This window comes from Sphingobium chlorophenolicum, from assembly GCF_000722875.1.
Classification (GTDB): Bacteria; Pseudomonadota; Alphaproteobacteria; order Sphingomonadales; family Sphingomonadaceae; genus Sphingobium; species Sphingobium chlorophenolicum.
In genome coordinates this window covers 37,616-48,731 of record NZ_JFHR01000042.1, presented here as the reverse complement: position 1 = coordinate 48,731, position 11,116 = coordinate 37,616, and the positions used below count along the sequence as shown (strand labels likewise).

The 11,116-nt window shown below is 63.0% G+C and carries 13 protein-coding genes and 1 pseudogene; 5 read left to right on the top strand and 9 right to left on the bottom strand.

Annotation, left to right across the window (positions count from 1 at the left end; all coding sequences use genetic code 11):
* The 3 genes and pseudogenes from BV95_RS23235 to eno form a co-directional block, all read right to left on the bottom strand.
* Positions 1-245 (bottom strand): annotated as a pseudogene (locus BV95_RS23235) (pyruvate dehydrogenase (acetyl-transferring) E1 component subunit alpha); the annotation flags it as partial.
* Positions 246-370: 125 nt separating this feature from the next.
* The gene (locus tag BV95_RS16240) at positions 371-682 is read right to left on the bottom strand and encodes an FtsB family cell division protein (RefSeq protein WP_037454237.1); all 312 of its coding nucleotides are present in this window, start codon (positions 680-682) and stop codon (positions 371-373) included.
* Between the two features lie 77 nt (positions 683-759).
* On the bottom strand, positions 760-2,034 hold the full coding sequence (gene eno / locus BV95_RS16235; RefSeq protein ID WP_037454234.1) for a phosphopyruvate hydratase: 1,275 nt from the start codon (positions 2,032-2,034) through the stop codon (positions 760-762).
* Positions 2,035-2,259: 225 nt separating this feature from the next.
* On the opposite strand from eno, the gene BV95_RS16230 reads away from it, so the two are divergent.
* From BV95_RS16230 to BV95_RS16210, 5 genes are all read left to right on the top strand, one after another.
* A complete protein-coding gene (locus BV95_RS16230; protein WP_037454231.1) occupies positions 2,260-2,862 on the top strand; it encodes a hypothetical protein in 603 nt (200 codons plus the stop codon).
* Positions 2,863-2,917: 55 nt separating this feature from the next.
* Entirely contained in the window at positions 2,918-3,274 is a 357-nt protein-coding gene (locus BV95_RS16225; RefSeq protein ID WP_051749816.1) for a hypothetical protein, read from the top strand.
* Positions 3,271-3,582 carry a hypothetical protein gene (locus BV95_RS16220; protein ID WP_037454229.1) on the top strand — a complete coding sequence of 104 codons (312 nt, stop codon included), beginning with the start codon at positions 3,271-3,273 and terminating at the stop codon, positions 3,580-3,582. Before BV95_RS16225 ends, BV95_RS16220 begins: the two co-directional genes overlap by 4 nt.
* 2 nt (positions 3,583-3,584) lie before the next feature.
* A complete protein-coding gene (locus tag BV95_RS16215; RefSeq protein ID WP_037454260.1) occupies positions 3,585-4,193 on the top strand; it encodes a hypothetical protein in 609 nt (202 codons plus the stop codon).
* Between the two features lie 104 nt (positions 4,194-4,297).
* Positions 4,298-4,519 (top strand): DUF4170 domain-containing protein, encoded by a 222-nt coding sequence (locus BV95_RS16210; protein WP_037454225.1) that lies wholly within the window; start codon positions 4,298-4,300, stop codon positions 4,517-4,519.
* Positions 4,520-4,539: 20 nt separating this feature from the next.
* On the opposite strand, the gene BV95_RS16205 is transcribed toward BV95_RS16210, so the two are convergent.
* The 6 genes from BV95_RS16205 to carA all read right to left on the bottom strand — a co-directional run bounded on the left by BV95_RS16205 (position 4,540) and on the right by carA (position 10,967).
* Positions 4,540-5,199 (bottom strand): rhomboid family intramembrane serine protease, encoded by a 660-nt coding sequence (locus tag BV95_RS16205; protein ID WP_037454224.1) that lies wholly within the window; start codon positions 5,197-5,199, stop codon positions 4,540-4,542.
* Positions 5,200-5,204: 5 nt separating this feature from the next.
* Positions 5,205-5,681, bottom strand: coding sequence for a transcription elongation factor GreA (gene greA / locus BV95_RS16200; RefSeq protein WP_037454221.1), 477 nt, complete (start codon positions 5,679-5,681; stop codon positions 5,205-5,207).
* Positions 5,682-5,762: 81 nt separating this feature from the next.
* The gene (carB, locus tag BV95_RS16195; RefSeq protein WP_037454219.1) at positions 5,763-9,098 is read right to left on the bottom strand and encodes a carbamoyl-phosphate synthase large subunit; all 3,336 of its coding nucleotides are present in this window, start codon (positions 9,096-9,098) and stop codon (positions 5,763-5,765) included.
* Positions 9,098-9,415: a hypothetical protein gene (locus BV95_RS24125; protein ID WP_156483468.1), complete on the bottom strand. Its 318-nt coding sequence runs from the start codon at positions 9,413-9,415 to the stop codon at positions 9,098-9,100. Before BV95_RS24125 ends, carB begins: the two co-directional genes overlap by 1 nt.
* Entirely contained in the window at positions 9,412-9,780 is a 369-nt protein-coding gene (locus BV95_RS16190; RefSeq protein WP_037454216.1) for a ribonuclease E inhibitor RraB, read from the bottom strand. Before BV95_RS16190 ends, BV95_RS24125 begins: the two co-directional genes overlap by 4 nt.
* Positions 9,777-10,967: a glutamine-hydrolyzing carbamoyl-phosphate synthase small subunit gene (gene carA / locus BV95_RS16185; protein WP_037454213.1), complete on the bottom strand. Its 1,191-nt coding sequence runs from the start codon at positions 10,965-10,967 to the stop codon at positions 9,777-9,779. Before carA ends, BV95_RS16190 begins: the two co-directional genes overlap by 4 nt.
* Positions 10,968-11,116 lie beyond the last annotated feature (149 nt).

Below are 11,116 nucleotides of genomic sequence, written 5' to 3'. Positions count from 1 at the left end.
CCGACCGCCACAGCCTCCTGACCGATATAGAGGTGGCAGAAGCCGCCGATCAGGCCCAAACCATATAACTGCCCCGCCTTCTCCTCAAAACGCCGGATCAGCACCATCTGCCGGTAAAATTCCCGCAACTCTTCCTTGCTGGCCTTATAATCATCAGGCGCCTCTGGACGAGGCCGGTTGTGGTCCGCGCCGACAGCTTTTGCTGCCTTTGCGCGTGAGGGGCGCGGCGTCGCTGGTTTCGCCAAGGCTATTATCCTTTTGCGTAGATGAGGATGGAAGGAAGGCCGGTATAACGGCAGAACGTCCCAAAATGCAACGCGGCATGGGACGCAAGGGCATGGAGAAGCGATCGATTAGTCGCCCCGGACAATCAGTTCAGCGGGACGATGACTTCATCATGATGGACGACGCCCAGCTCCCGCCGGATCAGTTCATCGGACAGATCGGGGTCGACGCGCCGGGGATTGAGCAGATCCACCCGGTTCTTGAGTTCCTGCCGATGGGCCTGGACCTGCTTCAGTTCGCCCTGCGCCTGATGCAATTGCCGCTTATAGTCGCCCCAGGCCAGAACGCCGTTCGATCCCAGCACCACATAGCCGGCGAAGAAAAGAAGAAGAAGCACCGCAATCGCCGGACCGAAAGCCGAAAAAAGCAACATGCGGAGTTTCGCGATATGCGCCATGGACCAGTTGAATCACACGGACGGGCCGGCCGCAAGCAAAATTTATAGCCCCTGCGGCCGTCCGTCGGAAAATTGACTTAGCGGAAGATCGAACGACCCGCGTAAACGGCGATGTCGCCCAATTCTTCTTCGATACGGATAAGCTGGTTATACTTGGCAAGCCGGTCCGAACGGGCGAGCGAGCCGGTCTTGATCTGACCGCAATTGGTGGCGACGGCCAGGTCCGCAATGGTCGCATCCTCGGTTTCGCCCGAACGGTGCGACATGACGGCGGTGTAGCGCGCCCGGTGCGCCATGTCGACCGCAGCCAGCGTTTCGGTGAGCGAGCCAATCTGGTTCACCTTCACCAGCAGCGAGTTGGCGAGCCCCTTGCCGATGCCCATTTCCAGGCGCTTCGGATTGGTGACGAACAGGTCATCGCCCACCAACTGGACCTTCCCGCCGATCTTGTCGGTCAGCGCCTTCCAGCCTTCGAAATCATCCTCGCTCATGCCGTCCTCGATCGACTTGATCGGATAGTCGGCGCAAAGGGCAGCGAGGTAATCGGCCATCTCGACCGGGCTGAGCGACAGGCCTTCGCCCGAAATTTCATATTTGCCGTTCTTGAAGAACTCGGTCGCAGCGCAGTCCAGCGCCAGCACGACGTCGTCGCCCGGCCTGTAGCCCGCCTTCTCCACCGACAGCATGATGAAATCGAGCGCGTCGCGGGTCGACGCGATGTTGGGCGCGAAACCGCCCTCGTCGCCTACGGAGGTCGCCAGCCCCTTGTCGTGCAGGCCCTTCTTCAGCGTATGGAAGATTTCCGACCCGATCCGCACGGCGTCGGCGATGCTTTCCGCTCCGACCGGCATGATCATGAATTCCTGGAAGTCGATGGGATTGTCGGCATGCTCGCCGCCGTTGATGATGTTCATCATCGGCACCGGCAGGACATGCGCGTTTACGCCGCCGACATAGCGGTAGAGCGGCAGGCCGCGCGTGTCGGCGGCGGCCTTCGCCACGGCCAGGCTGACGCCCAGAATCGCGTTGGCACCCAGGTTCGACTTGTTCTCCGTCCCGTCGAGCGCGATCATCGCGGCGTCGACCTCCGCCTGATCCTCCGCGTCCAGGCCGATGATCTGCTCGGCAATCTGGTCGTTGACGGCAGAGACGGCGGCCAGCACGCCCTTGCCCAGATATTTGCTTTTGTCGCCGTCGCGCTTCTCGACCGCTTCATAGGCTCCGGTGGACGCGCCCGAAGGCACGGCGGCGCGGCCGAAGCTGCCATCCTCCAGCATCACGTCGACTTCGACGGTCGGATTGCCGCGGCTGTCCAGAATCTGGCGGGCGTGGATATCGAGAATGGCGGTCATGGATCGCTCCTTGTGACTGGTCTTGGGGGACTGGCTCTGGGTCGCTTTTCGCGCTCCGCTTAGCTACCGCCTTCCCGCTTGGCAATGCAGGGGCTTGCAAGGACTCGAAAAATGCCGATGCTCAAAATAGTAACGGCAACGGAACTGTGAGCGGTGGCGAGCATTAAAAGCAAAGCCGCCAGCCCGCATCGCAATCCGACCGCATTTAAAGGGAGACAAAGGACGATGGCCGACACCCCCCAAACCCCGCCCGCCAAGCGCGCCAAGAAAGCCAGCCCGGCCAAGACCCCGAAGGCCAAGCCAGCCACGCTGACGAAGGCCGCGCCCGTCAAGGCCGCCCCCACACGCAAGGCCGCAACCCCCAGCAAACCCGGCAACGGCGCCGCTGCCCATGGCTGGACCGCGCAGATCGCGCCGATCAAGGCCCAAGCCGAGAAGGCGGCGAAGGCCGCTACGGACAAGCTGAACGCCGTCGATTGGAAAGCGCATATCGACCCGCTGAAGGATCAGGCCTCCAAGACCGCGAAGTCGGCGGCCGGCGTCGCCAAGGACAAGACCGGATCGGCCATGCAGAGCCTGGCCAAGCTGATTTCCGACACTGCGGGCACGGTCGACGCGAAGCTGGGCCCGCAATATGGCGATTATGCCCGCCAGGCTGCGGAGTCCGTGGCCGGAGCGGCAAAGACGCTGGACAGCAAGGATGTCGACCAGTTGATGACCGAAGCGCGCGATTTCGTCCGCAAGAGTCCTGCCGTCGCCATCGGCGCGGCGGCGGTGGTCGGCTTCGTGCTGATGCGCCTTGCCAAGGGTTCCGACGAAGACGCCTGAATATGCCGTTCGCAAGTGGTGAACGCAAAGCCCCGACGCTGGGGCGGAGGAAGTTTTGACGCAAGAGCCCTTGCACAGCGAAGAACAGGACGAGTCCGTCCGGGGAGCCTTCACACGCCTGTACGCCGACGGCCGCGCCTATGCGGAGGCGGAGGTTGCACGGCAGAAACTGCGCGCCGCCATCGTGGGCGCGGGAGTGCGCGATGCCGCGATCCTGGCGGTGGTGGCCGCGATGCTGGTCTTTGCCGCCATCGTCGCCGGACTTGTGGGCGCTGTCCTGGCGCTGGCGCCCCTTTTGGGGACAGGTTGGGCAACCGGCGCGGTATTCGGCGGCACGCTGATCGTCGCGTTGCTATTGCTGCTGATCGCCAAGGGTCGGATTGACCGGATGAAGAAGGCCGTGAGGGCATGAAGCGGGAACAAGCCTATCGGGATGCGACGGCGCTGGCGGATGCGCGCAAGGCGGCTTTTCTGTCCAGCGCCCTCGCCGCCAAGGCGCGCGTCGCGCCCGCCCGGCTGAAGCAGGATGCGCGGGACAAGACGACCGAGGCCCTGTTGGACGGCACCGCCTATGCCGCCGCGAAGGTGCGGCAACGGCCGGCCGCGACGGCGGCGGCGGTGGGCGCATTGGCGCTTTATTTGATGCGGCGTCCGCTTGGGAGCCTTTTCCAGCGGCTATACGTTCGGATAAGGAACCGCACAGAAGATTCCGGAGACTGATGATGGCTGGTATCCGCGCTCAAATCACCCGTGCCCGCGAAGCGGCGAACGACATTGCCGAAACCGCTTCGGGCAAGGTCCGCGATACGGCGGACCGTGCCAGGGAGGGCGCCGGGGGGTTGATACAGACAAGCCGGGAACGGGCGGGCGACGCCCGCGACAAGGCGAGCGCCGCCTATGCCGACGCGCGGGACCGGTCGCAGCGGGTCGCAGCCCGCGCCAATGAGATCGTGCAGGAACATCCCATCGTCGCCGTCGCGGGGGCCGTGGCTGCCGGGGCGGTCATCGCCTGGATGTTCCCGAAGAGCCGCTCCGCGATGAAGGCGCTGCCCGGCCTGGCGTCAAGCGCGGGCGCGAAGGTGCTGGACGCAGCGCTCGCCGCGAAGGCCGCGGCAGCGGAGAGCGCCGAAAGCCTGAAATCCAGCACGACCGACGCGCTCAACAACGCCGCCGAGGGAACGAAGGAGGCGGCAACCTCGGCCCGCGACGCCGTGGCCTCCGCCGATTTGGCGAAAAAGACCTCCCGCCTCGCGGACGATGTGATCGCGCTGGTGGCGGCCAAGGTGGATGCGATTGGCGAGGCGCTGAAGGCCCGGTTGCCGAAATCCTAATTGCTCAGTCAGCAAAAGCATGCTGAACTGGCCGCCTGCCCCTTTGACGGGTGCGGGCGGCCTGCTACTGTGCCTGTTCACCGAACAGGAGAAAATAAGACACCATGAGCAAGCTGCACCTTGTGATGGGCGGTCGCGTCAAAAATCCCCAGACGCTGGAATTCGAAGATTTGAACTCCATCGAACTGGTTGGGGTCTATCCCGATTATGCCGCGGCGGAAAATGCGTGGCGCGGCGCGGCGCAGCGGACGGTCGACGATGCGGAGATGCGCTATGTGATCGTGCACCTGCACCGGTTGCTGGAACCGGATTTGCCGAACGAATAAGGGACGTTCAGGCCAATATTTCAGGAAAGGGGCTGGGGACGCTTGCGGAAGCGCCAGCGCAGCAGTGGGCGCGTCAGCGCCAGCCCCACCAGAAAACCGCCGATATGCGCGGCGATAGCAATCTGGCCAAGGCCGCCTGCGCCGCCCGCCGTGGCGAAACCGATCATCAGTTGCAGCACGATCCAGCTTGCCGCCAGCCAGAGCAGACGGACCAGATTGGCTGAAATCGGCCCGACCCGCCGGACTCTCTGCTGGCTGTAGAGAAGCGAATAGGTGGCGATGACGGCGGATATGGCGCCGCTGGCGCCGACCATTGGATTGGCCGAATGCGGATCGACCGCCCATTGCAGCGCCGTCGCGCCATAGGCGCCCGCAACATAGAGGAGCAGCGTGGCGCCCTTGTCCAGCACATGTTCCACCTGCCGTCCGCAAAAGACGAACATGAACAGGTTGAAGCCGATATGCAGCCAGTTCGCATGCACCAGCGTGCAACTGATCGGCGTCAGCCAAGCCGGCACCGCCGCCATTCCGGCCAGCAGCGCGCCATCCTCCACCCGCGCCGGGATGAAACCGGCGATGATGGCGGCATTGTCGACCTGCCCCGTCAGATAGAGCAGGAGAAACGCGGCGAATGTGATCGCCGCGATCCCGTTGGTCATGCGCCCGGCAGGCAGTTTCATGGATTTCAGATGAAATCGATCTTGTCGACCAGGTAGAATTTGTCGCCCGAGGGAACCGAAACTTCGACCTCTTCCCCGATCTGGCGGCCGATCAGGGCGCGGCCGAGCGGGCTGTTATAACTGATCATGCCAACCTTGGCGTCCGCCTCGGCCTGGCCCACGATCTGGTACTTCACCGGCTTGTCGTCTTCGTCCAGCAGCGTGACGGTCGCGCCGAAGACGATCTTGTCGCCCGACAGGGTCGTCGGGTCGATGATCTGGGCGCGGGACAGCTTGTCCTCCAGGTCAGCGATGGTCGCCTCGACCTGACCCTGGCGTTCCTTCGCCGCATGATATTCGGCGTTTTCGGAAAGGTCGCCGTGTGCGCGCGCTTCTTCGATGGCGTCCACGATCAAGGGCCGTTCGGCCTTCAATTCGCGGAGCTGCGCGTTGAGCTTGTCATAGCCCATTTGCAGCATCGGCATCTTCTCGACGGTCGCCATTATTGCAAATCCTTCGTCAAAACTTCCCTTTGGCGGCCCCCACCATGGGGCCGCCCGCAGCATGCTTCCTTATGCAGGGGTTCAGGCTTGCGACACGGGATAATAGGACTGGAGCGACCGCACTTCAAGGGCATGCCCCCGAAGAGCCTCTATCGCGTCCGCAGCAGCGACCGAAGCCGCCGCCGTGGTGAAGCTCGGTACCTTGGCGCGCAGCGCGCTGGTGCGGATTTCCTTGCTGTCCTTCAGCGACTGCCAACCCTCCGTCGTGTTGAAGATCAGGTCGACGTCGCCGTCGATGATCTTGTCCACGATATGGGGGCGCCCTTCCGCCACCTTGTTCACCGGCTGGACGGCGATGCCCTGATCCTCCAGATAGCGGGCGGTGCCGCCGGTCGCGATGATCGCGAAGCCCAGGGCGGCCATCTTCTGCACGGCGGGCAGGATCACCGGCTTGTCGCTGTCCTTGACCGACACGAACACGGTGCCGCTCTTGGGCAGGACGGTGCCGCCGCCCAATTGCGACTTGGCGAAGGCGGTGGCGAAATCGCTGTCGATGCCCATGACTTCGCCGGTGCTCTTCATCTCCGGTGAGAGGACCGGATCGACGCCGGGGAAACGGGCGAAGGGGAAGACGGCTTCCTTGACCGCGATGTGCGAAATCGCGTTGCGGTCGATCTTCGGCAGATCATGCAGCTTCTCGCCCGCCATGACGCGGCTGGCGATCTTGGCGATGGGGGTGCCGATGGCCTTGGCAACGAAGGGCACGGTGCGGCTGGCGCGGGGGTTGACCTCGATCAGATACACCACCCCGTCCTTGACCGCGAACTGGATGTTCATCAATCCGCGAACGGACAGGGCGCGGGCCAGGACGTCAGCCTGACGCTCGATCTCCGCGATGATGTCGTCCGACAGGCTGTAGGGCGGCAGGGAGCAAGCGGAGTCGCCCGAATGGACGCCCGCCTCCTCGATATGCTGGAGCACGCCCGCAACGACCACATCGTCGCCGTCGCAGAGCGCGTCCACATCCACCTCGGTCGCGTCGCGCAGATATTGGTCGATCAGCACCGGGGAGTCGCCCGACACCTGGACGGCGGTGGCGATATATTCCTCCAGTTGCGCCTGACCGTCGACAATCTCCATGGCGCGGCCGCCAAGGACGTAGGAGGGACGCATCAGCACCGGGTAGCCGATGCGGTTGGCTACGGCGATGGCTTCTTCCCGGCTGCGGGCGATGCCGTTGGCGGGCTGCTTGAGCTTGAGCTTGTCGATAAGAGCGGCGAAGCGTTCGCGGTCTTCTGCGAGGTCGATGGCGTCGGGCGAGGTGCCCAGGATCGGAACGCCCGCATTTTCGAGCGCCTGGGCCAGTTTCAGCGGGGTTTGACCGCCAAATTGCACAATGACTCCAAGAAGTGAACCGCTCGACATTTCGACGCTGAGGATTTCCAACACGTCTTCGGCGGTCAGCGGCTCGAAATAGAGACGGTCGGAGGTGTCATAGTCGGTTGATACAGTTTCAGGGTTGCAATTGACCATGATCGTCTCATAACCGGCCTCGCTGAGCGCAAAGCAGGCGTGGACGCAGCAATAGTCGAACTCGATGCCCTGCCCGATGCGGTTGGGACCGCCGCCCAGGATCACGACCTTCTTCCGGTCGCTGGGCTGCGCCTCATTCTCCGCCTCCCCGAAGATCGGCGCTTCGTAGGTCGAGTACATATAGGGCGTCTTCGCCTCGAACTCGGCGGCGCAGGTGTCGATGCGCTTGAAGACCGGGCGCACGCCCAGCTTGTGGCGCAGGGCGCGGACCTCATCCTCGGTGACGCCGCCGGTCATGGCCTTGACCGCTTCGTGGATCAGGCCCGAACCGCGCGCGATGCCCCGCTCCATGCCGCGCAGATTGGCGGATTTGAGCGCGAGGTAAGCGAGGCGCTTGTCGGAAAAGCCCATGGATTTGAGGCGGCGCATGCCATCCGCGTCCTGCGGCAGGCCGTTGCTGAGGATTTCGCCTTCCGCGTCGATGATTTCCTTGATCCGTTCCAGGAACCAGGGATCGAACTTCGCGATATTGTGGATTTCCGCGACGGTCAGGCCTTCGCGCAGCGCCTGCGCGGCGACCAGCAGGCGGTCCGGCGTCGGCTGGGCCAGGGCGGCGATGATGTCGTCCTTGGGGGCGCCGACGAGATGATCGACCTCGTTGAAGCCGCACAGGCCGGTTTCCAGACCCCGCAGCGCCTTCTGCATCGATTCATGGATGTTGCGGCCGATGGCCATCACCTCGCCCACCGACTTCATCGCGGTGCCGAGCAGCGGTTCGGACCCCTTGAATTTTTCGAAGGCGAAGCGCGGGATCTTGGTCACGACATAGTCGATGGTCGGCTCGAACGACGCCGGGGTCGCGCCGGTAATATCGTTCTCGATCTCGTCCAGCGTGTAGCCGACGGCGAGTTTCGCCGCGACCTTGGCGATGGGGAAGCCGGTGGCCTTCGACGCCAGTGCCGAAGAGCGGGAGACGCGCGGGTTCATCTCGATGACGATCAGGCGGCCGTCCTTCGGATTGACTGCGAACTGCACGTTCGAACCGCCTGTTTCCACGCCGATTTCACGCAGCACCGCGATGCTCGCGTTGCGCATGATCTGATATTCCTTGTCAGTCAGCGTCAGCGCGGGCGCGACGGTGATGGAGTCGCCTGTATGGACGCCCATCGGGTCGACATTTTCGATGGAGCAGATGATGATGGCATTGTCGTTGCGGTCGCGGACGACCTCCATCTCATATTCTTTCCAGCCGAGCAGCGATTCCTCGATCAGCACTTCGGTGGTGGGCGATGCGTCCAGTCCGTCGGAGACGATCCGCTTGAACTCTTCCTTGTTGTACGCGACGCCGCCGCCGGTGCCGCCGAGCGTGAAGCTGGGCCGGATGATCGACGGCAGGCCGGTGAACTCCAGAGCCTCCAGCGCCTCTTCCATCGTGTGGGCGATGCGCGAGCGGGCCGATTCCAGGCCGATCTTGTCCATTGCGTCGCGGAATTTCAGGCGGTCTTCGGCCTTGTCGATGGCCTGCGCGTCGGCGCCGATCATCTTGACGCCAAACTTCTCCAGCGTACCGTCATTGAACAGGGCGAGCGCCGTATTGAGCGCCGTCTGGCCGCCCATGGTGGGCAGCACCGCGTCGGGGCGTTCCTTTTCGATGATCTTCGCCACGATTTCGGGCGTGATCGGCTCGACATAGGTCGCGTCGGCGAATTCCGGGTCGGTCATGATGGTGGCCGGGTTGGAATTGACCAGGATGATGCGATAGCCCTCTTCCTTGAGCGCCTTCACCGCCTGCGTGCCCGAATAGTCGAACTCGCAAGCCTGGCCGATGATGATCGGGCCAGCGCCGATGATGAGGATGGAGGAGATGTCGGTGCGTTTGGGCATTATTTCTCTTCTATTTCGCAAATCAAGGGATCGGTGGTCATCGCGACGGCTAAGTGTCGACGTTGAGCCGAGTAAATAAGGCCGCCAATCTCACGATATGGCGTGTTTAATGCGCCGCGTAAGCGCGCAAATGCAACGCCATTGGCTTGCGACTGCGCTTCGAGCTGCAAGCTGCCCGATTTCGGAATTTCGTTCAAAAAAGCGGTAAGTTGTTGGGGATCTCCGCTAAGGGTAACAAACGCATTTCCCTTTGAATCCGCCGTAATATCTTCGGCCTTGACGCAATGGTATGCCGGTGGAGGTGCATCCTGTATCAATGCACTCCCCCCGTCCGGGCCTCGCAACCCCAGCCGTCATATTCGACGCCGCAGAGGATTTCGATCTGGAGGCATTTTTTCGTCAGGGCGCGGATCGACTGTTCATCGACGGGCTGCTCGCATTCGAGGAACAGGAAGAGGTCGCCATCTTCATCCTCTTCGCGGTCCAGTTCCACGAAGCCGAACTGGCTGGCGATGGTCAAAACGCGCTCGAAATCCTTCTCGCTGCCCTTGAAGCTGACATCGACCGGGCGCGCGATGCGCGCCACATCGCCATTCGCCGCGAGATTGGCGAGGACGGCCTTGTCCGCCTCCCACTCCGCAGCGAGACGGGCTTCGTCAACCGGGGGCAGGTTGAGGCTCACTTAAGCTCCTCAACGAAGCGCTGGAACAGGTAGAAGCTGTCCTGCGGGCCGGGTGAGGCTTCGGGGTGGTACTGGACCGAGAAGGCCTTCCTGTCGGTCAGTTCGATGCCGCAATTGCTGCCGTCGAAGAGCGACACATGGGTCGGCTTCACATTGGCGGGCAGCGTATCGCTGTCGACCGCGAAGCCGTGGTTCATTGAGGTGATCTCGACCAGACCGTCGGACAGGCGCTTGACCGGGTGATTGGCGCCGCGATGGCCCTGGTGCATCTTGATCGTCTTCGCTCCGGCGGCGAGCGCCAGCATCTGGTGGCCCAGGCAGATGCCGAAGATGGGCGTGCCGGCTTCCAGCACTTTTCTGATCACGGGCACGGCATATTCGCCGGTCGCGGCGGGATCGCCGGGGCCGTTGGAAAGGAAGACGCCGTCGGGCTTCTGCTCCATCACCTGTTCGAAGCTGGCGGTGGCGGGCAGTACGGTGACGCACGCGCCCGCCTTTACGAGGTTGCGGAAGATGTTGTTCTTCGCGCCATAATCCAGGGCGACGACATGGGGACGAGGTTTCTCGACTTTGCTCGAAACGAACGGGGTTTCGGTTTCGTCGAGGCCGTAGCCATGGCCGAGCTTCCATACGCCGTCTTTCCAGAGACGGCTTTCCGTGGCGCTGACTTCGATGGCGAGGTCCATGCCTTCAAGGCCCGGCCAGGCCGCAGCCTTGGCGGCGAGCGCTTCCAGGTCGAAATTGCCTTCCGGATCGTGCGCAATCACGACATTGGGCGCGCCCTTCAGGCGGATCATGCGGGTCAGGGCGCGGGTGTCGACGCCTGCCAGACCGATGCGGCCCTTTTCCTTCATCCACTGGTCGAAGGGTTCGACATTGCGGAAATTGCTGGGTTCCGTGACGTCCTGACGCACGACGCAGCCCAGCGCATGGGGCAGGTCCGCCTCCACATCGTCCAGGTTGGTGCCGACATTGCCGATATGCGGGAAGGTGAAGGTGACGATCTGGCCCGCATAGCTGGGGTCGGTCATCACTTCCTGATAGCCGGTCATCGCCGTGTTGAAGCAGAGTTCGCCCACCGCATCGCCGACGGCGCCGAAACCGCGGCCGAACACCGCCGAGCCATCGGCGAAAACCAATACCCCTGTCGCTCCTTTGGGCACAATGAGGGTCTTGGCGTCAGCCATGGTCGTATCGTCCTTTATGCTTTTGCGGGAACCCGTCTGCTGCGGGTTAAACGGCCGGTCACCTATGCGGGTGAGGCGTTGCGGTCAACTCCTGTTAAAAATCTCTTTTGGCGTTATATCTGATCCTTTCCCGAGAGACAGGACATATT